The sequence below is a fragment of the Erwinia sp. PME.40.26/001 genome, from assembly GCF_055556675.1.
The window spans coordinates 45,076-67,319 of sequence record NZ_JBVHNP010000002.1 but is presented as its reverse complement, the minus strand read 5'-3'; the positions used below and the strand labels follow the sequence as shown (position 1 = coordinate 67,319).

The window sequence follows — 22,244 nt, the reverse complement described above, 5'->3', positions numbered from 1 at the left end:
AATCAGTTCCCAAACATCAGTGCCGTAAGCACAAAATCCAGACCGAGCACTGCCAGTGAGGCATGTACTACGGTACGCGTCGTTGCCCGACTGATCCCTTCAGAGGTCGGAATGGCGTCATAGCCGTTAAACAGCGCAATCCAGGTCACGGTCACCGCAAAAACGGCACTTTTGATCACGCAGTTGATAATATCGGTGCGCAGATCGACCGCGTTCTGCATCGCTGACCAGAAGAACCCGGGGTCGATCCCCTTCCAGCTGACCCCCACCAGTCCGCCACCAAGAATGCCGACTGCGACAAAAATCAGGGTCAGCAGCGGCATACTGATCACCCCCGCCCAGAAACGCGGTGAGATGATGCGACGTAGCGGATCAACAGCCATCATTTCCATACTGGAAAGCTGTTCGGTGGCTTTCATTAACCCAATTTCAGCGGTCAGCGCCGACCCGGCACGCCCGGCGAACAGTAGCGCGGTGACCACCGGTCCCAGTTCGCGCAGCAGGGAGATCGCCACCATCATTCCCAGGCTGGTTTCAGCACTGTAGGTTTTCAATACCAGATAACCTTGCAGACCCAACACCATACCGATGAACAACCCTGAAACCAGGACAATAAGTAATGACAGTACGCCAACGCTATATAACTGTTTTATCAGTAACGGCGTATGTTTACGAAAGCGGGGAATGCCAAATAACGCATGGAATAACATTAGCCCTGCACGGCCGAAGGAGGCGCAGGTGTTAATCCCTTGTCGCCCTAGTGATGCCAGTGCGCGTAAAAACATCAGTCTTTCACCCTCCCTGAGCCGACCAAATCTTGCAGATAATCCCCTGCCGGGAAGCGGAACGGCACTGGCCCATCGGCAATGCCATCAATAAACTGTCGAACACGGGCATCATTATTTTCACGTAATTCTGGCGCGGTACCCTGCGCAATCACTTTTTGATCGGCAATGATATACGCGTAGTCAGCAATACTGAGCACTTCAGGCACGTCGTGGGAAACGACAATACAGGTCACGCCTAAAGCGTGATTCAGCTCATCGATTAATTTGACCAGTACGCCCATAGTAATGGGATCCTGCCCGACGAACGGCTCGTCGAACATGATGAGGTCGGGTTCCAGCGCGATAGCACGCGCCAGCGCAGCACGCCGCGCCATCCCCCCTGACAGCTCGGAGGGCTTAAGATTTGCCGCCCCCCGCAACCCAACGGCTTCCAGCTTCATCATCACCGTGCTGTTCAACAACGGCAGCGGTAATTTGGAATGTTCCCGTAACGGCCATGCTACGTTGTCAAATACCGTTAAATCGGTAAACAAGGCTCCTGACTGGAACAGCATGCTCATTTTTTTTCGCGCCTCATAAAGCCGCGAACGGGACAGCGTAGGTATATTCTCACCGTTAAACCAGATCTGGCCACTATCTGGCGGGATTTGACCACCAATCAGACGCAGCAACGTGGTTTTACCAATGCCGGAGGGCCCCATGATAGCGGTCACTTTTCCTTTGGGCACCGTAAGCGAGATGTTATCGAAAATCAGCCGGTTGCCACGGGAAAAACTCACCCCCTGGACATCCACCAGATTCATCTCCGTCTGGCTCATAGTTACCTCGACCTCTATTCTAAGACGATTAATTTACTCCCGATGGTAACGTATTAACCCTCGGACCGGGCATTTTTACAGAAACTTACCTCTGTTGCGTAGCTAAAGCTGGCATAAGTTTTACTTTTTGTCCTGAGATCGTCAAAATCATGGCCACTAAAATGACCTTGCCTGACGTCGTTGCCGCTAGCCGCCTTTGACGATAATACCTCATTAAAAGGACACTTCATGCTCGTCGCTACAGCACTACTGATTATCGGTTTAGTCTTACTGGTTTATGGAGCCGATCGTCTGGTGTTTAGCGCCGCTATTTTGTGTCGTGCTGTCGGTATCCCGCCGCTGATCATCGGGATGACCGTCGTCGGAATCGGCACTTCGCTGCCTGAACTGATCGTCTCTTTCTCTGCCGCCTCGCACGGGCAGATGGATATTGCTGTCGGTACCGCGATGGGATCGAATATTACCAATATTTTGCTGATTCTGGGAGGCGCAGCACTGCTTCACCCGTTAAGCGTACATTCGAACCTGGTGCGTCGTGAACTGCCGCTGATGCTGCTGGTTACCCTGTTGTGCGGCGTCACGCTGTTCGATAATGAACTGAGCCGCAATGATGGTCTGGCCCTGATCGCCATCGCGGCACTCTATCTGTGGTTTATTATCAAGATTGCCCGCCGGGCTGAACGCGATAACAATGATTCGCTGACGCGTGAGCAACTTGCCGAACTGCCCCGTGACGAGGTGGGCAATACCGTTGCTTTCCTGTGGCTGGCGGTGGCGCTGATTGTGCTGCCGATGTCCACGCGCATGGTGATCGATAACGCAACGGTCATCGCTGACTATTTTGGCGTCAGTGAGCTGGTGATTGGTCTGACGATCATTTCGGTAGGCACCAGCCTGCCTGAACTGGCCACCGTCATCGCCGGAGCATTAAAAGGTGAAGATGATATCGCCATCGGTAACCTGATTGGTTCTAACATCTATAATACCGCGATTGTGCTGGGTCTCCCGGCGCTAATCCACCCCGGTACGCTCGACACCGCTATCTTTGCCCGTGACTACTGGGTGATGCTCGGTGTCAGTGCTGTGTTCACACTGATCTGTTTGCAGCGCAGTCGCCGCATTGGTCGGCTGGCTGGCGCGTTGTTGCTGTGCGGATTTATCGTCTGGGTAGGAATGCTGTATGGCTTCCCCTCAGTGACCTTCTGGTAAAAGGACTGGAGAATTATGGCGCATATCACTGCCCATCCCGACTTTGACTTTCAACAGGCCGGGAAAGAAGTACTGCGAATTGAACGTGAAGGGCTGGAGCAGCTCGACCAGTACATCAATGATGACTTCACCCGCGCTTGCGAACTGATCTATCACTGTTCCGGTAAAGTGGTCGTGATGGGAATGGGTAAATCCGGGCATGTGGGGAAGAAGATCGCTGCCACCTTCGCCAGCACCGGTAGCCCGGCTTTCTTTGTTCATCCTGCGGAAGCCAGCCACGGCGATCTTGGGATGGTGAGCCCCAGTGACGTCGTGATTGCCATCTCTAATTCCGGCGAGTCTTCAGAAGTTCTGGCCCTGATCCCGGTGCTGAAACGCCTGCGGGTTACGTTGATCTGCATGACGGGACGGCCGGAAAGTGCAATGGGCCGCGCAGCAGATGTGCATCTCTGTGTTAAAGTGCCGCAGGAAGCCTGTCCGCTGGGCCTTGCCCCCACCACCAGCACCACGGCAACCCTGGTGATGGGGGATGCGCTGGCCGTCGCACTGTTGAAAGCACGGGGCTTTACGCCGGAAGATTTCGCACTCTCCCACCCTGGCGGTGCGCTGGGCCGTAAGCTGCTGCTACGCGTTGATGATATCATGCACTCCGGTAGCGATATGCCGCATGTGAGTCGCGATGCCTCACTGCGAGATGCCTTGCTGGAAATAACACGTAAAAACATGGGGATGACGGTAATCTGCAACGATTTAATGAAAATCGAAGGCATCTTTACCGACGGGGATTTACGCCGCGTGTTTGATATGGGCATCGATATCCAGCGTGCCGGCATTGAAAGTGTCATGACGCCGGGCGGTATCCGCGTCCGGCCCAATACGCTGGCTGTCGATGCACTGAATCTGATGCAGAGTAAGAATATTACCTGCGTGATGGTCGCCGATGGCGACACTCTGCTGGGCGTGGTGCATATGCATGACATGCTGCGGGCCGGCGTTGTTTAACAAAGGAAGTCGAGATCAATGAGTGATTCATCAGCCACCGTAGCGACCTGCTACGGCCCGGTTAGCCAGCAGGTCATCTCCCGCGCGCAGAAAATCAAACTGCTGATCTGCGATGTGGACGGTGTGATGTCGGATGGCGTGATTTACCAGGGCAACAGCGGTGAAGAGCTGAAAGCCTTCAACGTCCGTGATGGCTACGGTATCCGCTGCCTGCTAACCAGCGACATAGAGGTGGCGATTATTACCGGCCGTAAAGCCAAACTGCTGGAAGATCGCTGTGCCACACTGGGGATTACTCATCTTTACCAGGGACAGACTGATAAGCTTTTGGCCTTCCGTGAACTTCTGGATACACTGTCACTCAGTGCTGAACAGGTTGCCTATATCGGCGATGACCTGATTGACTGGCCAGTTATGGCCGAAGTCGGCCTGAGCGTTACCGTTGCTGACGCCCATCCCGTTCTCCTTCCGCGCGCCGACTATGTGACGCGGATTGCGGGTGGCCGTGGTGCAGTGCGGGAAATTTGCGATCTTCTGTTGATTGCACAGGGTAAGTTTGATGAGGCCAAAGGGCAGTCTGTATGAGTAAAACGAGACGCTGGATAACGCTGATTCTGGCACTGATCGCCATTGTGCTGATCGGCTGGAATCTGACTGCGACGGATGACAATGACGACGCGGTAAACAATGGCAACAATGAACCGACGTATATGAGCGATAATTCACATACGGTCGTTTATAACCCTGCGGGGTCACTGAGCTATAAGCTGGTCTCAGACAAAGTGACCTATTTCTCAGCCGACGCAGTGAGCTGGTTCGACAATCCGGTAATGACAACGTACGACGAGAATAAGGTGCCCACCTGGTCGGTCCGGGGGGATAAGGCCAAACTGACGAACGATCGCATGTTGTATCTTTACGGGCATGTTGAAGTGAACAGCCTGACAAAAGACACACAGCTTGAGCGTATCAAAACGGATAACGCTCAGATCAACCTGACGACGCAGGATGTTACCTCTGACGATCAGGTCACACTTTATGGCCGCAGCTTTAACTCTACAGGTATGAAGATGCGTGGGAATTTACGGAAGAAAACTGCCGAGTTGATTGAAAAGGTCAAAACATCTTATGAAATTCAAAATGAACAAAAGCCTTAAATTACTGACTGCTACCCTCCTGTTCGCGGCGAGCGTTCCGGCTTTTGCCCTGACCGGTGACTCAGAAAAACCGGTCAACGTTGACTCGGAAAATCAGGCGCTGGACATGCAGGGCAACGTGGCCACCTTTACCGGTAAAGTCATTGTGACCCAGGGAACGATTAAAATTACGGCGGATAAAGTCGTGGTGACCCGTCCGGGCGGCGACAGTAATAAAACCATTGTGGATGCCTACGGCAACCCGGCGACGTTCTATCAGATGCAGGACAGCGGTAAACCCGTCCAGGGCCACGCGCAAAAAATGCATTACGAGCTGGCCAAAGACCTGGTGGAGTTAACCGGTGACGCCTATCTGGAACAGCTGGACAGTAATGTTAAAGGCGATCGCATTACCTATCTGGTGAAAGAGCAAAAAATGCAGGCCTTTGGCAGTTCCGGCAAGCGTGTCACTACCGTACTGGTGCCGTCACAGCTGCAGGACAAAGGCACACCGTCAAACGGTCAGAAAAAGAGTAACTAACGAACATGGCAACCTTAATAGCGGAAAACCTGGCGAAGGCCTACAAAGGCCGTCGCGTGGTTGAAGATGTCAGCCTGCAGGTCAAGTCTGGCGAAATCGTGGGTCTGCTTGGCCCAAACGGTGCAGGTAAAACCACAACGTTTTATATGGTCGTTGGCATCGTACCCCGCGATGCCGGCCGCATTATCATCGATGATGAAGACATCAGTATTCTGCCGCTGCACGCCCGCGCGCGTCGTGGTATTGGCTATCTGCCACAGGAAGCCTCCATTTTCCGTCGTCTGAGCGTGTTTGATAACCTGATGGCGGTGCTGCAGATCCGTGACGACCTGACCAGCGAACAGCGTGAAGATCGTGCGAATGAGCTGCTGGAAGAGTTCCATATCGAGCACCTGCGTGACAGCCTGGGTCAGGCGCTGTCTGGCGGTGAACGCCGCCGTGTCGAGATTGCCCGCGCGCTGGCGGCTAATCCGAAGTTCATCCTGCTGGATGAACCCTTTGCCGGTGTTGACCCGATTTCCGTTATTGATATTAAAAAGATCATTGAACACCTGCGCGACAGCGGGCTGGGTGTCCTGATCACCGACCACAACGTCCGTGAAACGCTGGCAGTCTGTGAGCGTGCCTATATCGTTAGCCAGGGGCATTTGATCGCCCACGGCACCCCGGAAGCGATCCTGGCCGATGAACAAGTTAAGCGTGTCTATTTGGGAGAAGAGTTCAGACTCTGATAAGGTGTTTGCATTCGGTAAGTTTTCTGGGGAATTAAGACTCTGAACATGAAGCAAGGTTTACAACTCAGGCTCAGTCAACAGCTTGCCATGACGCCACAGTTGCAGCAGGCCATTCGCCTGCTGCAACTCTCTACGCTTGAGCTCCAGCAGGAAATTCAGTTGGCGCTGGAAAGTAACCCGTTGCTTGAACAAACCGACATTCATGAAGAAGTCGATACCCGCGAATATCAGGAAACTGAAGCGCTGGATACCCGGGAAGCGCTGGAACAGAAGGACATGCCTGAAGAACTGCCGCTGGACGCCACCTGGGACGAAATTTATACCGCAGGGACCCCGTCCGGTACCGGGACGGATTACCACGATGATGAATTGCCCGTCTATCAGGGTGAAACCACCCAGACACTGCAGGACTATCTGATGTGGCAGGTAGAACTGACGCCGTTCACCGACACTGACCGGGCGATCGCGACCTCGATTGTGGATGCGGTGGACGATACGGGGTATCTGACGGCCTCGCTGGAAGAAATTCTGGAAAGTATGGGCAGCGATGAGCTGACTATCGACGAAGTGGAAGCCGTGCTGAAACGTGTACAGCGATTTGATCCGGTCGGCGTCTGCGCTCGTGATTTACGCGATTGCCTGCTGGTTCAGCTGTCACAATTCGCGGCCGATGTTCCCCTGCTGAAAGAAGCGCGTCTGATTGTCAGCGAGCATCTTGATCTGCTGGCGAATCATGACTTCCGCAGTCTGATGCGCGTCACCCGCCTTAAGGAAGAGGTACTCAAAGGTGCTATGCAGGTAATACAGACCCTTGACCCGCGTCCAGGGCAGTCGATTAATACTCAGGAACCCGAGTATGTCATTCCGGATGTGCTGGTACGTAAAGTCAGTAACCGCTGGACCGTTGAGCTCAATGCCGACAGCGTGCCGCGCCTGAAAATCAATCAGCACTATGCGTCGTTAGGCTCCAGCTCACGCAGCGACAGTGATTCGCAGTTTATACGCAGTAACCTGCAGGAAGCGAAATGGCTGATTAAAAGCCTGGAAAGTCGTAATGACACGCTGCTGAAAGTGACACGCTGCATCGTTGAGCAGCAGCAGGCCTTTTTTGAGCAGGGCGAAGAGCATATGCGCCCGATGGTGCTGGCCGATATTGCCAGTGCTGTTGAAATGCATGAATCGACGATTTCCCGTGTGACCACCCAGAAATATCTGCACAGCCCACGGGGCATCTTTGAACTGAAGTATTTTTTCTCCAGTCACGTCAACACCGAGGGCGGAGGCGAAGCCTCATCCACGGCTATCCGTGCGCTGGTGAAAAAGTTAATCTCGGCGGAGAATCCCGTCAAACCACTCAGCGACAGCAAGCTGACCTCCATGCTTTCCGAACAGGGGATTATGGTAGCAAGGCGCACTGTGGCAAAATACCGAGAGTCTTTATCCATCCCGCCATCAAACCAGCGCAAACAGCTGGTCTGAACGAACTGAGAAGGAAGACACTATGCAGCTCAATATCACTGGACAACACGTAGAAATCACCGAACCACTGCGCGAATTTTTGACTGAAAAGTTTGCCAAACTGGAACATTATTTTGATCGCATTAATCAGGTCTATATTGTGCTGAAAGTGGAGAAAGTGACACAGATTGCAGATGCTACGCTGCATGTGAACGGTGGGGAGCTGCACGCCACCTCGGAAGATAAAGATATGTACGCGGCGATTGACGGGCTGATTGACAAGCTGACTCGCCAGTTAAATAAACATAAAGACAAGCTTAAACAACACTAAATTCACCATGCGTTGATGGTTTTTCAGCAGCCACCCCTTTAAAGGTTAAGCTGAAAGCGGTATCGGCTCGTATTCTTCCGGGAATACGAGCCGTTAATCAATACAGCATGTTAATCTTGACTCCGAAACGGGGAAGAGGATAACTCGCCTGCGGCAGTGAAAAGTTAAGTGAAACTATGATGAACAATGATTTGAAACTGGAACTGGGCTCCGTGCTGAGCGTCTCATGTACGCGTAATGGCGTGCATTGCCAGAGCAAAAAACGGGCGCTGGAAATTATCAGCGAACTGGCAGCTAAACAGCTAAACCTTCCGCATCAGACAATTTTTGAAGCGATTCTGACGCGTGAGAGAATGGGAAGTACCGGTATCGGTAATGGCATTGCCATCCCGCACGGCAAGCTTGAGGAAGATACGCTGCGTGCCGTCGGCGTTTTTATTCGCCTTGACCAGCCCATTGCGTTCGATGCCATTGATAATCAGCCTGTGGATCTGCTGTTTGCCCTGCTGGTACCCGCCGATCAGTGTAAAACGCATCTGCATACGCTCTCACTGGTGGCCAAGCGCCTGGCGGATAAAACCGTACTGCGGCGTCTGCGTTCCGCACAGAGCGATGAAGATCTTTATGCGATCATCACGGAAGATCACGAACAGAGCTAGTCAGGCAGGTTAAATGAGGGGAATTGTGAAATGGTGCTGATGATCGTCAGCGGTCGTTCAGGCTCAGGAAAATCTGTGGCGTTACGCGCCCTGGAAGACATGGGTTTTTACTGCGTGGATAATCTGCCCGTGGTCCTGCTGCCTGACCTGGCGAATTCGCTGGCCGAACGCAACATATCTGCTGCGGTAAGTATTGATGTCCGCAACATGCCGGAATCTCCGGAAGTGTTTGAAACCGCACTTAACAGTTTACCAGACTGTTTTTCGCCGCAACTTCTGTTCCTTGATGCTGACCGTAATACCTTAATTCGTCGCTACAGTGATACACGTCGTCTGCATCCGCTCTCCAGTAAAAATCTGTCGCTGGAAAGCGCCATTGATGAAGAGAGCGATCTGCTGGAGCCCCTGCGCTCCCGGGCCGATTTGATTATCGACACCTCAGAGATGTCCGTGCACGAGCTGGCCGAGATGTTGCGTACCCGCCTGCTGGGCAAGCGAGAGCGTGAACTGACGATGGTGTTTGAGTCCTTTGGCTTTAAGCACGGCATTCCGATTGACGCTGATTACGTATTTGACGTGCGATTTTTGCCTAACCCGCACTGGGATCCCAAGCTGCGCCCGATGACCGGACTCGATCGCCCGGTTGCTGCCTTCCTCGATCGCCACACGGAAGTGCATAACTTCATCTATCAGACGCGCAGTTACCTTGAGTTATGGTTACCGATGCTGGAAACCAATAACCGTAGCTATCTGACCGTGGCGATTGGGTGTACCGGCGGCAAACACCGTTCCGTCTACATTGCCGAACAGCTGGCAGATTATTTCCGCTCTCGCGGTAAGAACGTACAGTCCCGTCACCGCACGCTGGAAAAACGTAAATCATGACCGTGAAACAGACCGTTGAGATTAAAAACAAGCTGGGCATGCACGCCCGTCCGGCGATGAAGCTGTTTGAACTGGTACAGAGTTTTGATGCGGAAGTGCTGCTGCGTAATGAAAGCGGCACAGAAGCTGAAGCCAGTAGCGTGATTGCCCTGCTGATGCTCGACTCTGCCAAAGGCGGGCATATCGAGGTGGAAGCCAGCGGACCGGAAGAAGATAAAGCGCTGGCGGCGGTCATCGACCTGTTTAACGCCGGTTTCGACGAGGAGTAATCCCCTTCCCCGGCAGACCGGCCCTGACGGCCGGTCTGTGTTGCCCCCTCCCCCCTTTTTTGCAGTTCCTCTGTCAGACCTGAACCTGGTCCGGACTCATTGCAATTGGTGTTCCCTGAGGAAACCTTCCCCGCCGAGCTGGCGCATCTGACGCATGATCCACTGCTGACGCTGGCGAACATAGCCTGAAGGCGCGTCGGCGCGGTAGCGTATTGGATTCGGCAGAACGGCGGCCAGCAGCGCCGCTTCGGACAGGGTTAAGCGGCTGGCCGGCTTGTGAAAATAGCGCTGAGAGGCTTCCTCAACGCCAAAGACCCCTTCTCCCATTTCAGCCACATTCAGATAGACGGTCAGAATACGTCGCTTGGTCCAGACGGTTTCGATCCCCACGGTCAGACCGGCCTCCAGGCCTTTACGCACCCAACTGCGTCCGTCCCAGAGGAACATATTTTTTGCCGTCTGCTGAGAAAGCGTAGAGGCACCGCGCATGCCAGCTTTTTCACCGCTGTTGTCCAGAACCGACTGGATGGCGGCCACGTCAAAACCCCAGTGCGTCGGGAATTTTTGATCTTCAGAAGCAATGACGGCCAGCGCCATCCATGGCGAGATGTCATCCATCCCCACCCAGTCAGAGTGCGCCACATAGTCGAAATCACCGCTAAACCAGGCCCCGATCTGCCGTTCGGCCATCACCGCAGAGAACGGCACCGGCAGAAAGGCAAACAGGATAATGCCAGCAAGCCACAATCCAGTTATTCCCAGGACCAGGCGAAGCAGAAATGCTTTGATGCGCGTAAAACCCCGTGATTTATTGCGACTCATTACTGAGGATCCCGTCCATATTTATCAGTATGAAAATTCACCAGGAATTCTCCATCATTGTTAATTAACCCAACATAACCGGAATCGGTTCCATTAAATCACGCCATTTACCTTAACTCCACGCTGGATCGGCTTACGGTTGAAATTGCATTAAATCAATTGGTTCAGCCTGCTTATAAATTTCTCCTGCCACTTTTAAGGAATTTCACGCTCACTTAAGAAATGAGCACTACATTCGGGTGGTAAGTGATGTTTTTCCCGCATATTAAGACACTGGTAAGAGCAGTCAATCTTGCTGAACGGAGTCAGCTTTTAGGTCTGCCCTCCACTGAGTTTGAGAATTTTTGCTAGCAGAAACCAAAACGTTTCGGAAGCATCTGGTTAATAAACAAAAAAATAGCTAAAAAACATGATGTTAAAAGAAAACCTTACCCCTTACCTGTTCCCTGCCGCCCGACCTCGAAAAAAGCCGGACAAGAGAAACATTGACCTGCGCCATCCGGGCTTAAAGAAACAGGTAATTGTACAATTATCATGCGAATCATCGTAAATAAACATTCCCTGCTTGACTGAGTGAGCAAAATCGGGTCTTCTATTTACGAACGCTGCTCAACATCACACATTTTAATGAATCCGCTAACATGTGATGCAAGATTTGCTAAAGTAGTGACTGAGCTATTTAACGTTCAACCAATACCAAACCTTCGCTCCCGATGATTAAAATCAGAACAGCGCAGGTTACCAATTTCCCTGGTGTTGGCGCAGTATTCGCGCACCCCGGCTTCGGTCGGGGTCATTTTTTTTCAGCATCCGTCACCCATTGCCGCAGAACATCCACGTCGTGACGCCATTCCTGTTTCAGTTCATCAATCCACTCCTGAACATTGTCCCACCATGCAGGTAGTTCCGGACTTTGGATCTGTTTTGCAATCTGCTGTAAATGCGTTAATCCGACGGAACCCGCCGCGCCCTTAATTTTGTGCCCCTCTTCCGCAATGCCCTTTTGATCGCGAGCCATCATGTTGGAATCCAGCACCGCCAGATAGCCTGGCATCATCTGCTCAAACATTGCCAGACTCTGGTGGATCAAGCCCGGCCCCACCAGTTCGATATATTGTTCCAGCATTGGAACATCCAGCAGTGCCAGTTCTTTCTTGTCCATGGTGAACTCCGGTTCAGTGGCTAAGTCGTCGACCTGAAAATCCCAGTATTTTTTAATCATCGCCGTCAGAGCAGGAACCGCCAGCGGTTTGCTCAGGACGTCATCCATACCGGCATCAAAATATTCGCGTTTATCTTTCAGCACGTTTGCCGTCAGCGCCACCAGCGGCGGCAGTTGCTCACCCGCGTGACGCTGATGAATCATCCGCGCCACATCCAGACCGGTCATGTCGGGCAGTTGGATATCCAGCAGCACCAGATCGAACTCATCCGGGTCAAACATCTCCAGCGCGGCCTGGCCGGTCATCGCCACTTCCACGCTGCTGCCCAGTTTTTCCAGCACAGAGCGGGCAACCACCACATTCAGTTCAATGTCCTCGACCAGCAGGATATGCAGCGCAGGCAGTGGCATGTCGTCTTCCCTCTGCTCATCCTGCGGCTCTTCCTCAACGCGTGGCGCATTGAGCGTCAGGGTGAAGCAGGAACCCTGTCCCGGAGCGCTGTGAACGCGGATATCGCCACCCATGCTCTGCGCCAGACGGCGGGAAACGGCCAGACCAATACCCGTGCCGGTGGCAGGTTTGCCGCCCCGCTGATCTTTCACCTGGTAATACATGGCAAAAATTTTATCCTGCTCATCCTGTGGGATGCCCATACCGGAGTCTTCCACCTCAAAGCACAGGCAGTCGTCCTGCTGATAGCCGACCCGTACCACGATCTCACCCTGCTGGGTAAACTTGACCGCGTTACCGATAAGATTCCACAGGATCTGACGCAGACGGGTGCCATCGGCAATGATTTTATGCGGCAGGGGCAGCGCCGGTGCCAGCACAAACTTCAGCCCTTTTGGCTCGGCCAGCAGGCCGGAGAGGTTTTCCAGATCGGCCAGGAAGCCAGTGAAATCGATGGGCTGATTGTCCAGCTGCACTTTGCGCCGCTCGATTTTGTCCATTTCAATCACATCATTGAAAATATTGCCCAACGTAATGGCAGAAACGTGGATCGTTTTCAGATACTTCAGCTGTTCCTGATTGAGATCCGTATCCAGCAGAATGCGACTGAGCCCGACAATGCCATTAAGCGGCGTACGAAGCTCGTGGCTGATCGTAGAGATAAAGGTGGTCTTCTCCCTGCTGGCGTTCTCTAACGCGTCCTGGTAACGCTTACGCTCGGTTATATCGCGTCCGAAGCCCATCAATCCGCTACGTTTGCCCACGCGGTCGTAATAAGGCACTTTACGGATCTCAAAACAGGCTTTGCGGCCGTCAGGATATTCCAGCCACTGTTCGTAGGTGAGGGAGACATTATGACGGAAGACTTTCTCATCGGTTTCCAGCACTTTCGTCGCCGCATCGTCGTCATAGACCTCTTTCGGCGTCAGCCCGATAAGCTGTTTTTCGCTTTTTCCCGTCAGTAGCTCCATAGCACGGTTACAGCCAGAGAACTGCTGGTCACTGTTGCGGTAAAACACCAGGTCAGGGGAGGCATCGAGGAAGGAACGCAGGAACGAGGATTGCTGTTCGAGTTCGATTTGTGCCTCTTCGCGCCGCGCCATCTCCTCTTTGAGTTTCGCCATCACCTGCAGACGCGCCTCTTCGGCTTTGATACGGTCGGCAATCTCCTGGTTAAGCTGGGTAATATTGCCCTGCATTTGCTGGTTCAGCTCAAGGTCGCGATTGCGCATCTCCTCGAGCTTATCCACCAGCCTGGCCAGACGCTGACGCGATTCTTCTAACTGTTCCACCACCACCGACAGGAAATAGACGGCCCATGGGGTGATCAGCAGGCCGAAAAATACCGACCGCACCATATCAATACTTTCAACGTGGCCCCGCAGCACCATCGTTACCGCCATCTGCACAATCATGGCCAGCACTACCAGCGCCGACGCCAGCAGCAGCGAGAAGCGTACCAGCCCAAGTTTGACCATCAAATCAACATAGTACTGCGCTAATAAACGAATTTGTTTCATAAAGGATCCCTTCCAGCCTGATAAACGCAATCATACCGGAATTGACCAAAAGACCAACGCGCTATCTCGCCTGACAGCCGGGGGGATGTTGCACAATAACCGTGCAGCAGCACCCACATCCTTTCACCCGTTACCACGGGATTATCGCCGCCAGCGCCGGTAAAGCGCCGAAAACGGACGCAGCCCCTCTCCTGCCTGGGTTACCGTACGAAACGCCCCGATTGCCGTTCCCCGTAAAAACTTACCGCCGGGGATATTGACTAAATTTTATAACTGCATAATCTGTAAGGCCGCTCTGAATTCAGTGCGCCTTTCTCATGTTGATAGTTTTCATAGCGATGCCCCACCTCCTTCGCTTTCTCTTGTTACATCTAACGAATAATAATTCACAATAAATGAAATATTAATCACGCCTTTTCTGATTAATTTTACTAATGATGCCCCCCTGTTTAATTCAAATAATCGCGCCAGCTAAAAACAGTGCGTTCCTGCGGTTATTCCTACGGTGACAGCATATTCTGCTGCCATTAACCCCGGCACCAGCATGGTGCAGAGATTTGCCTGCTGCCCTATAGTGAGTCAGCTCACACTTCGCTCCCCTTCGCCTCGCCTTTAACAGGGTTAAAATAAGGCAATATTTACTTATTTATCATTAAGATAACTCAGTAAAGACATAAAAAAGCCTAAGTAAGATCGCTATTTGACCTGAGTTCGCTTTCCCGATAAGTTGGAAATCCGCTGGAAGCTTTCCTGACGGGCCAGTGTCTCGGCATATCTATGCAGCAAGTAGACTCCCTCGTGATGTAAGTTATCTCCAATTTGAGACCCGGAATTTCGTGAGCAATGCCATCAAGGACGTTTCAGACAACGGTCCCTGTACGGCATGTTCGGAGTCACGGTGTCTGCGTTTTAGCGGCAAGAAAATGATACAGCGCCAGACGAGACACCCCGTGCGCTCTGTGCCTGAAGAATAGTGGTAATGTCAAAAGCAGTTAAGGAGGCCCTCGATGTCCAACTCAAAACCTTATCCCTATGGCTTGTATGATCCATCAAAAGACAGTGACAGCTGTGGTGTGGGTTTCATTACTCGTAAGGACGGCGAGCAAACTCATGAGGTTCTGCAGATGGCCCACAGTGCCCTGTGCACCGTTCCTCATCGCGGGGGCATGTCTGCAGAAGGCGTAGGTGACGGCGCCGGCGTTAACGTTGACCTCTCTCTGCATTTCTTCCGCAAAATTACCGGACAGCCGCTGGAAGCCGGCCGTTATGGCGTCGGCAACTTTTTTGTGCCGAAAGACGGTGCGCTGCGTGCCAATGCCGAACGCCTGGTGGAAGACACCCTGGCGGCTTACGATCTGTCGATCCTCCTTAAACGAGATATGCCCCTGGATACCAGCGTACTGCGTCCGGCGGCGATTCAGTTCCAGCTGCCGATCGTGCAATGGGTGTTTACCGCCCCGGCCGATGTCAGCAACCAGATTGATTTCGAAAAACGCATCTACCGTGCCCTGCTGGATATCGAAGCCCGCGCCTTTACCGAAAGTGAATTTGGCGGCCTCTATCCACTGTCGCTCTCTTCACGCACCCAGGTGTTTAAAGCCCGCCTGAATTCGAATGAGGTGATCCCCTATTTCCAGGATCTGACCGACACAGACCACCAGGTCCGCGGTCTGTTCTTCCATACCCGTTTTTCAACTAACACCGATCCGCATACCACCATGGCGCAGCCATTCCGGCTGATGGCGCACAACGGCGAGCTGAATACCGATCGTAAAAACCGCATTGCGGAATCGGCGCTGGCGCTGGCACGCGGGAAGAAGATCGTGCGCCCGAAAGGCCAGTCAGACAGCTCACGCCTGGATCAAAGCATCCACAGCCGTCTGATGGAAGACAATCTGGACCTGATCACCGCCGTGGTCTCGATGATGCCGCCAGCGTGGGAAAACGATCCTTCCCTCTCAGCTGAAGTCCGCGCGATGCTGGAATACTTCTCTTTGTATGAAGAGAAGAATGACGGTCCGGCCGCCCTGATCTTCGGCAACGGTGAAGTCATTGGCGCACGCCTTGACCGTCTCGGCCTGCGCCCGCTGCGCTCAGTAGAAACAGCTGAATACATTGGTGCGATGTCGGAAGCGGGCCAGATTGCCTTCCCACCGGAAAGCGTCCTGCGCCGTGGCCGTATCGAAGCGGGCGGTATGCTGTATTACGATCACCGTGAAAAACGCAGCTATACCACCGTCGAAGCGCTGGAAAAGCTGGCGGCGGTGGCTGATTATCCGGCGCTGCTGGCCGAGTCACGCGTGACATTACAGGACCTGCCGGTGATCCCGGCGGAGCAACAGGGCTCCCCTCTGCGTTATAGCGGCGACCTCAAAACCTACCAGCGTTTTGTGGCTTACTACTACAACCAGGAAAGTTTCAAATTTATGATGGATCCGATGCTGACCACCGGCGCAGAGAAAATCTCTGCGATGGGTTACGGCAACGCGATTAACGCCCTGTCCGACCACGAAGGCGGAATGGCGCACTACTTCTCCCAGCGATTTGCTCAGGTTACCAACCCACCGCTGGATTCCATCCGTGAAGTGGATGGCATGACCCTGCGCGTTGCGCTGGGCGCGAAACCGCATCTCGGGCGCAGTAAAGGCCACCAGATCGTGGTGCCCACGCCGATCCTGACGCATCTGGATATGCTGCAGCTGCGTGAGCAGACCGTGGCCCCCTATGCTCGTTTCGAAATGCTCTATGAGCCGGTTATCGGTAAGGACCCTATCAGCCGTGCCGCCAACGCTGATGCGCTGGAGCAGGCTATTGATGCTCTGGCACAGGAGGTGGTGGATTTCGCCCGTGAACAGGGCGGTATCGCCGTTATCACTGACCGCCATATCTCTTCAACCCGTGCCGCTATCCCGATGCTGCTGATGGTGTCAGCCATCAACCAGCGCCTGGTGCAGGAAGGCCTGCGCCTGGATGTGTCACTGGTAGTGGAAAGTGGCCAGAGTATCTCTTCACACCATATTGCTGCCACCCTCGGCTTCGGGGCTTCTGCCGTTTATCCGCTGGGCGTGCAGATGCGTGCGGAAGAAAAATACGGTGAAGGCGAAGAGGGCAACAAAGCGTTCAAACGCTATGCCAAAGCCGCTGAAAAAGCGCTGATGAAGACCATGGGCAAAGTCGGCCTGTGTACCGTTGAGAGCTACAGCTGCGGTGAGTTCTTTGAGCCAAACTTCCTCGATACGGAAGATCGCGTGTTGAAGAAGTACTTCCCGAATATTAAAACGCCGGTGGGCGGTGCAGGCTTTGCCACCATCGCGCAGATGGCCGTTGACTGGCATCAGAGTGCGCTGCGCATTCAGGGTGAGTCAGAAGTGCCGCTGCTGGGCCTGTTTAAAGAGCGTGCAGAGGGGGCCGGCCACTCTTACGGCACTATCGCCGTGCGTACTTTTATTGATATGACAGAGCAGCCAATTCGCTTCTCGGATAAAGCGCGCGAGGAGGATAATTTTATCCGCCTGATGACGCTGGCCAAGCTGGACAACGCATTCAATATCAAAACGAAATCCTTTGCGGACAGCAGTTTCGAACGCATCCCGGACGAGGTGATCGACAACTTCACTATCACTGCGGATTACCGTCAGTTCTCCAGCCTGATGCTGGAAGAGCGCAAGCGCCGCCCGGCGGCACTGCGTGATATTCTCGCCCTGCCGGCAGATCTGACCCACGTCGACAGCGAAGCCGAGTTCACGCGTAAGCTGGGACGTTATTCGCTGGTGAATAACGGCTTTGCCGTGCGTGGCCTGGTATGTGAAGCCGACGCGGCACATGAAGGCCAGTTCACGCTGCGCCTGACGGATGCCATTGTCGGCCTGAAAAGTGAGCATGACCGCCTGACCACACTGTCCACCGTGCTGAAAAAACGCTTTGGTGACGCCATTGAACAGGCGGAAGTGGTGGCAGACGCCCTGCTTCTGAAGGCGACCGGCAAAGCGGCTGACTATCTTTCACGCATCTTTACTCTTGCTCCGGCGCTGCCGTTAAGCGAAGTGCAGCCTGCCCATGAAATTACCCGTACCTTTGCCTCCGGGGCGATGAGTCACGGTGCGCTGGTGGCACCGGCGCACGAAGCCGTTGCTCACGGCACCAATATGGTAGGTGGAATGAGTAACTGTGGGGAAGGGGGTGAGCACTATTCCCGTCACGGTACCATCCGTGCTTCACGCATTAAACAGCTGGCATCCGGTCGTTTCGGCGTCTGGGCCGCCTATCTGGCAGACCCAATGCTGGAAGAGCTGGAAATCAAAATCGGTCAGGGAGCAAAACCGGGTGAAGGCGGCCAGTTACCGGCGGCTAAGGTGACGGTTGAAATCGCGGCAGCCCGTGGTGGTACCCCGGGCGTGGAGCTGGTCTCCCCTCCTCCGCACCATGACACTTACTCCATCGAGGATCTGGCCCAGCTGATCCACGACTGTAAGGCCGCCCGCGTGCGGGTGATTGTCAAACTGGTCTCCTCTGAAGGTATCGGCACCATCGCAGTTGGCGTGGCGAAAGCCGGCGCTGATGTGATCAACGTGGCCGGCAACACCGGCGGTACCGGGGCTGCTTCAGTGACCAGCCTGAAATATACCGGGCGGGTAGCGGAGATCGGCATTGCGGAAGTCCATCAGGCGCTGTGTGCCAACGGCCTGCGTGAGAAAGTGCTGCTGCGCTGCTCGGGTGCACAGCAGACGGGCAGTGACGTGGTGAAATCCGCACTGCTGGGCGGCGACAGCTTTGAATTCGGCACCACGGCACTGATGATGCTGAAGTGCGTGATGGCGAAAAACTGCAACGTGAAGTGCCCGGCCGGTCTCACCACCAATGCCGAAGCCTTCGACGGGGATCCGCGCCAGCTGGCGCAGTACTTCATCAACGTGGCCCACGAAGTGCGTGAGATGCTGGCACGCCTGGGCCTGCGTTCACTGCGTGAGGCACGTGGCCGGTCTGACCTGCTCCACCTGATGGACCACCCGCTGGAAGTGGGTAAACTGGATCTGCGCGCCATGTTAACCGTGGTGCCTGAGGTGAAAATTGCCCACCCGGTCTATCTGGAAAAAGATTTCGAACTGGATAATGGCTGGATCGATCTGCTGAACGATCGCCTGGTCAGTCAGGGATCGACCGCGATCGCACTGGGTGACGGGATCACACTTAACAACCGCAACAAGAGCGTGGGCGGCCAGCTGGCCATTGATATCGAACGCCTGCTGAACCACACGCTGAATGCCGAACACCTGAACCGTATTCCGGCGGCGTTGCTGGACGATCGCGGCCGTCGCTATCTGGCTCCGGCGACGGTCACGATTTCCACCTCCGGCTCCGCCGGTCAGTCTTATGGCGTGTTCTGTAACGACGGCATGCGCCTGGAGCATTACGGCACCTGTAACGACGGTGTTGGTAAAGGGCAGTGCGGCGGAGAAATTGTGGTGATGTCCCCGGGCGGCGGATCTGAGGATGCTGAAGGCAACGTGCTGATCGGTAACTTCGCCCTGTTCGGTGCCACCGGCGGACGTCTGTTCGCTCAGGGTCAGGCTGGTGACCGCTTTGCCGTGCGTAACTCAGGTGCCACCGCCGTGGTCGAAGGCGTGGGTGACTTCTGCTGCGAATATATGACTAACGGTGCGGTGCTGAACCTCGGCACTTACGGTACCGGCTTTGGTAACGGTATGAGCGGCGGTTTCGCTTATCAGTATGACCCGTACGGCACGCTGGCGGGCTCTGCAGCAGCGGATTCCGTGATGCTGGGTTCCATCACGGATGACAGCGAAATGGCGCGCGTGCACAAAGAGGCGGTACTGACGATGCTGAACTGGCATCTGGAAGCCACCGCTTCTCCGCGTGCGCAGTGGCTGCTAGACCACTGGGAAACCGAGTGTCAGCACTTTGTTTACGTGATGCCCCGTTCCCTGCTGCTGTATCAGGATGGCGCTGAGATCCTCAAAGCCAAGAGCCGTAAGGATCTGCTGGAAGAGCTCTCCACGGCGCTGGCCGGACATCAGGTGGCGAAATTTAAAGCGGCCTGGCGGGAAGGGAAACCCATCGCCAATGGTGCGGTCCCGGGCTACGGCGCGACGGACACCCCTGAAATGCTGGTGCTGTTAAATAACTACACCGTACTCAGTTCTGCGCAGCAGCTGGCGCTGTCACGCCTGCCGAAAGGCACCGCTGTGGAAGATCCGGCCGTTGAGAAAGCGGTGCGTAACCTGCTGATGACGGAAGATTTTACCCTGATCAGCAAGCTGCAGCGCCACGGTCGTGCAGCCATTGAGAGCTACAGTGATGAAGAGCTGGCCTGCCTGATCGGTGCGAAGCGCATGACCGATTATAAAGCCGCGCTCACGCAGCGTAATATCCGCTCCATGGACAGTCTGGCGACTTACGGCTGGATCATGTACCAGGATGCGTGTAACCGTGACGTGCTGGGACGACTGCCTGACTTTGAAGAGTTGTTTGCGCGTGCTGCTCTGCCTGAACTGGCAGCAGCCGTCGGCAAATTAGCTTAACTATTTGACTATGAACAGTGACTCATACTTTCCCTGTTTCGGGCTGGCAGCCAACCCCTCTGCGGCCCGAAGCATGGCGAGTATTCAACGGGATTGAGTAGATAAAACTGATGAAGATTCCTTATATTCCTGAAGACGCGCCGTTTAACGGCGAGCAGAAATTTTGGCTGGCAGGCTTCCTTGCCGGATTACATTCACGTCTGCTGGTGCTGGAAAACCAGCCACAGGCCGCAGGCTCTGCGGCCTCTTCCGCCACCACACAGCTTCATATCCTGTTTGGTTCGCAGACAGGTAATGCTGAAGCCTTAGCGCAAAGCGCAGCAAAAGCCGCACGGGCGAAAGGCCTGGTGCCGGTCGTCCAGGGGCTGGGCGAAGTGGATATCGACGTGTTTGCCACCATGCGTCACGTGCTGGTGATCACCTCGACCTACGGCGAAGGCGAGATGCCGGACAACGCACAGCTGTTCTGGCAGGCGATTTCCGCCAGCACTGCACCGCGCCTGGAGCAGATGCACTTTGCGGTTCTGGCTATTGGTGATACCGGCTACGATGGCTTCTGCCAGGCGGGTAAATTTATTGATATGCGCCTTGAGCAACTGGGTGCAAAACGCGTCAGTGACCGTATTGACTGTGATATCGACTACGAAGAGCCGTCCAGTGCATGGATCGCCGGCGCGATGCCGCAGTTTGCCGCCAGTGCAGGCAGCAGCGGCACCGCGCTGGAGAGCGCACCGGAAGCACCGGTGATCCCCGGCAGCAATAAAAATAATCCTTATGCCGCCGCCCTGGCGACCAACAAGCGTCTGTCCGGTGAGAAGTCCGGCAAGGATATCCGTCACTTTGAGTTTGACCTCACAGACAGCGGGCTGAAGTACGAAGCAGGCGATGCGCTGGGGGTGATCCCGGTCAACGAGCCGGCACTGGTTAACCTGCTGCTGACGCAGCTGAAATCCGACTACGATAACCCGGTCCCTGGCTTTGACCGCAGCCTGGGCGACCTGCTGACCTACCAGTTCGAGATTTCTGAGCCGTCGCGCAAGCTGATTGAGTGGGTGGGTCAGAACACCACCAACCAGGAGCTGCGCCACGTCTTACAGCACGATGATAAAGATGCCCTGGGCGTGTGGCTGTGGGGCAAAGATACCCTGGATCTGCTGCAGCTGGATGTGACCCGTTCGCTGAGCATTCCGGAGTTTGTTGGCCTGCTGCGTCCGCTACAGCATCGTGCTTACTCGATTTCATCCAGTCAGAAAGCCCATCCTAACCAGGTGCACCTGACTATCGCCTCCGTCCGTTATCACAGCGCTGGCCGTGCCCGCAGCGGCGTCTGCTCAACCTACCTGGCCGAGCGCGTCAAGCGCGGTGAAAAACCCGCCATCTTTATTTCACCGAATAAAGCCTTCCGCGTTCCGGCAAACGGCGATGCACCGCTGATCATGATCGGTCCGGGAACCGGTATTGCCCCCTTCCGTGCTTTTCTGGAAGAGCGCGAAGCCGTCGGTGCCAAAGGGAAAAACTGGCTGTTCTTTGGCGATCAGCATCAGGAACATGACTTCATCTATCAGGATGAGCTGAAAGCCTGGCAGGAAAGCGGTCTGCTGACCCGTCTCGACCTGGCATTTTCACGCGATCAGGCAGAGAAAATCTACGTCCAGACGCGGATGATGGAACAGGGTGCCGAGCTGTATGCCTGGCTGCAGGAAGGGGCATACTTCTACGTTTGTGGCGATGCTTCGCGCATGGCGAAAGACGTGGATAAGGCGCTGTATGAAGTGATTACGCAGTTTGGCGGGTTGTCTGCAGAGCGCGCAGCCGATTACGTTGACCAGCTGAAAAAAGAAAAGCGCTACCTGCGCGACGTCTACTGATGAATCCGGGGGCGAAGCGCTCCCGGATAGACAGTGTAAAAAAAACGGGCCC

Annotated in this window: 17 protein-coding genes; 13 read left to right on the top strand and 4 right to left on the bottom strand. The window is 54.4% G+C overall.

Features of this window, described 5'->3' with window-relative positions; translation table 11 throughout:
* Positions 1-2: 2 nt before the first annotated feature.
* Positions 3-785, bottom strand: a complete 783-nt coding sequence (gene mlaE / locus ACZ3HG_RS07825; protein ID WP_191935013.1) for a lipid asymmetry maintenance ABC transporter permease subunit MlaE — start codon at positions 783-785, stop codon at positions 3-5.
* Positions 785-1,606: a phospholipid ABC transporter ATP-binding protein MlaF gene (gene mlaF, locus ACZ3HG_RS07820; RefSeq protein ID WP_191935012.1), complete on the bottom strand. Its 822-nt coding sequence runs from the start codon at positions 1,604-1,606 to the stop codon at positions 785-787. The genes mlaE and mlaF overlap by 1 nt, the downstream gene beginning before the upstream one ends.
* Positions 1,607-1,834: 228 nt before the next feature.
* On the opposite strand from mlaF, the gene ACZ3HG_RS07815 reads away from it, so the two are divergent.
* The 11 genes from ACZ3HG_RS07815 (at position 1,835) to npr (ending at position 9,830) form a co-directional block, all read left to right on the top strand.
* Positions 1,835-2,815 (top strand): calcium/sodium antiporter, encoded by a 981-nt coding sequence (locus ACZ3HG_RS07815; protein WP_191935011.1) that lies wholly within the window; start codon positions 1,835-1,837, stop codon positions 2,813-2,815.
* Positions 2,816-2,830: 15 nt separating this feature from the next.
* Positions 2,831-3,817: an arabinose-5-phosphate isomerase KdsD gene (kdsD, locus tag ACZ3HG_RS07810; protein ID WP_191935010.1), complete on the top strand. Its 987-nt coding sequence runs from the start codon at positions 2,831-2,833 to the stop codon at positions 3,815-3,817.
* 18 nt (positions 3,818-3,835) lie between these two features.
* Entirely contained in the window at positions 3,836-4,402 is a 567-nt protein-coding gene (kdsC, locus tag ACZ3HG_RS07805; protein WP_191935009.1) for a 3-deoxy-manno-octulosonate-8-phosphatase KdsC, read from the top strand.
* Positions 4,399-4,974, top strand: coding sequence for an LPS export ABC transporter periplasmic protein LptC (gene lptC, locus ACZ3HG_RS07800; protein ID WP_191935008.1), 576 nt, complete (start codon positions 4,399-4,401; stop codon positions 4,972-4,974). Before kdsC ends, lptC begins: the two co-directional genes overlap by 4 nt.
* Positions 4,946-5,494, top strand: a complete 549-nt coding sequence (gene lptA, locus ACZ3HG_RS07795) for a lipopolysaccharide ABC transporter substrate-binding protein LptA (protein ID WP_191935007.1) — start codon at positions 4,946-4,948, stop codon at positions 5,492-5,494. Before lptC ends, lptA begins: the two co-directional genes overlap by 29 nt.
* Positions 5,495-5,499: 5 nt before the next feature.
* Positions 5,500-6,225, top strand: coding sequence for an LPS export ABC transporter ATP-binding protein (gene lptB / locus ACZ3HG_RS07790; RefSeq protein WP_191935006.1), 726 nt, complete (start codon positions 5,500-5,502; stop codon positions 6,223-6,225).
* Positions 6,226-6,273: 48 nt separating this feature from the next.
* Entirely contained in the window at positions 6,274-7,707 is a 1,434-nt protein-coding gene (gene rpoN, locus ACZ3HG_RS07785) for an RNA polymerase factor sigma-54 (RefSeq protein ID WP_191937062.1), read from the top strand.
* A gap of 22 nt (positions 7,708-7,729) precedes the next feature.
* On the top strand, positions 7,730-8,017 hold the full coding sequence (gene hpf / locus ACZ3HG_RS07780) for a ribosome hibernation promoting factor (RefSeq protein ID WP_062744486.1): 288 nt from the start codon (positions 7,730-7,732) through the stop codon (positions 8,015-8,017).
* A gap of 176 nt (positions 8,018-8,193) precedes the next feature.
* Positions 8,194-8,676, top strand: a complete 483-nt coding sequence (gene ptsN / locus ACZ3HG_RS07775) for a PTS IIA-like nitrogen regulatory protein PtsN (protein WP_062744487.1) — start codon at positions 8,194-8,196, stop codon at positions 8,674-8,676.
* Positions 8,677-8,706: 30 nt separating this feature from the next.
* Positions 8,707-9,561, top strand: a complete 855-nt coding sequence (gene rapZ, locus ACZ3HG_RS07770; protein ID WP_062744488.1) for an RNase adapter RapZ — start codon at positions 8,707-8,709, stop codon at positions 9,559-9,561.
* Positions 9,558-9,830: a PTS phosphocarrier protein NPr gene (npr, locus tag ACZ3HG_RS07765; protein WP_191935004.1), complete on the top strand. Its 273-nt coding sequence runs from the start codon at positions 9,558-9,560 to the stop codon at positions 9,828-9,830. Before rapZ ends, npr begins: the two co-directional genes overlap by 4 nt.
* A gap of 96 nt (positions 9,831-9,926) precedes the next feature.
* Here npr and mtgA read toward each other — a convergent pair whose 3' ends face one another.
* Together mtgA and arcB are read right to left on the bottom strand one after the other, a co-directional pair.
* Positions 9,927-10,652 carry a monofunctional biosynthetic peptidoglycan transglycosylase gene (mtgA, locus tag ACZ3HG_RS07760; protein ID WP_191935003.1) on the bottom strand — a complete coding sequence of 242 codons (726 nt, stop codon included), beginning with the start codon at positions 10,650-10,652 and terminating at the stop codon, positions 9,927-9,929.
* Between the two features lie 793 nt (positions 10,653-11,445).
* Complete coding sequence (arcB, locus tag ACZ3HG_RS07755) at positions 11,446-13,785, bottom strand: aerobic respiration two-component sensor histidine kinase ArcB (RefSeq protein ID WP_191935002.1); 2,340 nt, start codon at positions 13,783-13,785, stop codon at positions 11,446-11,448.
* A 1,007-nt stretch (positions 13,786-14,792) separates the two neighbouring features.
* Here arcB and ACZ3HG_RS07750 point away from each other — a divergent pair.
* Both ACZ3HG_RS07750 and ACZ3HG_RS07745 read left to right on the top strand, forming a co-directional pair.
* Positions 14,793-20,324 (top strand): glutamate synthase-related protein, encoded by a 5,532-nt coding sequence (locus ACZ3HG_RS07750; protein WP_191935001.1) that lies wholly within the window; start codon positions 14,793-14,795, stop codon positions 20,322-20,324.
* Between the two features lie 110 nt (positions 20,325-20,434).
* On the top strand, positions 20,435-22,192 hold the full coding sequence (locus tag ACZ3HG_RS07745; protein ID WP_191935000.1) for a sulfite reductase subunit alpha: 1,758 nt from the start codon (positions 20,435-20,437) through the stop codon (positions 22,190-22,192).
* Positions 22,193-22,244: the final 52 nt, after the last annotated feature.

What these genes read in the sequence shown, in the direction of transcription:
- mlaE (WP_191935013.1), bottom strand. Translation starts at nt 785, where the DNA reads ATGTTTTTACGCGCACTGGCATCACTAGGGCGACAAGGGATTAACACC.
- mlaF (WP_191935012.1), bottom strand. Translation starts at nt 1,606, where the DNA reads ATGAGCCAGACGGAGATGAATCTGGTGGATGTCCAGGGGGTGAGTTTT.
- ACZ3HG_RS07815 (WP_191935011.1), top strand. Translation starts at nt 1,835, where the DNA reads ATGCTCGTCGCTACAGCACTACTGATTATCGGTTTAGTCTTACTGGTT.
- kdsD (WP_191935010.1), top strand. Translation starts at nt 2,831, where the DNA reads ATGGCGCATATCACTGCCCATCCCGACTTTGACTTTCAACAGGCCGGG.
- kdsC (WP_191935009.1), top strand. Translation starts at nt 3,836, where the DNA reads ATGAGTGATTCATCAGCCACCGTAGCGACCTGCTACGGCCCGGTTAGC.
- lptC (WP_191935008.1), top strand. Translation starts at nt 4,399, where the DNA reads ATGAGTAAAACGAGACGCTGGATAACGCTGATTCTGGCACTGATCGCC.
- lptA (WP_191935007.1), top strand. Translation starts at nt 4,946, where the DNA reads ATGAAATTCAAAATGAACAAAAGCCTTAAATTACTGACTGCTACCCTC.
- lptB (WP_191935006.1), top strand. Translation starts at nt 5,500, where the DNA reads ATGGCAACCTTAATAGCGGAAAACCTGGCGAAGGCCTACAAAGGCCGT.
- rpoN (WP_191937062.1), top strand. Translation starts at nt 6,274, where the DNA reads ATGAAGCAAGGTTTACAACTCAGGCTCAGTCAACAGCTTGCCATGACG.
- hpf (WP_062744486.1), top strand. Translation starts at nt 7,730, where the DNA reads ATGCAGCTCAATATCACTGGACAACACGTAGAAATCACCGAACCACTG.
- ptsN (WP_062744487.1), top strand. Translation starts at nt 8,194, where the DNA reads ATGATGAACAATGATTTGAAACTGGAACTGGGCTCCGTGCTGAGCGTC.
- rapZ (WP_062744488.1), top strand. Translation starts at nt 8,707, where the DNA reads ATGGTGCTGATGATCGTCAGCGGTCGTTCAGGCTCAGGAAAATCTGTG.
- npr (WP_191935004.1), top strand. Translation starts at nt 9,558, where the DNA reads ATGACCGTGAAACAGACCGTTGAGATTAAAAACAAGCTGGGCATGCAC.
- mtgA (WP_191935003.1), bottom strand. Translation starts at nt 10,652, where the DNA reads ATGAGTCGCAATAAATCACGGGGTTTTACGCGCATCAAAGCATTTCTG.
- arcB (WP_191935002.1), bottom strand. Translation starts at nt 13,785, where the DNA reads ATGAAACAAATTCGTTTATTAGCGCAGTACTATGTTGATTTGATGGTC.
- ACZ3HG_RS07750 (WP_191935001.1), top strand. Translation starts at nt 14,793, where the DNA reads ATGTCCAACTCAAAACCTTATCCCTATGGCTTGTATGATCCATCAAAA.
- ACZ3HG_RS07745 (WP_191935000.1), top strand. Translation starts at nt 20,435, where the DNA reads ATGAAGATTCCTTATATTCCTGAAGACGCGCCGTTTAACGGCGAGCAG.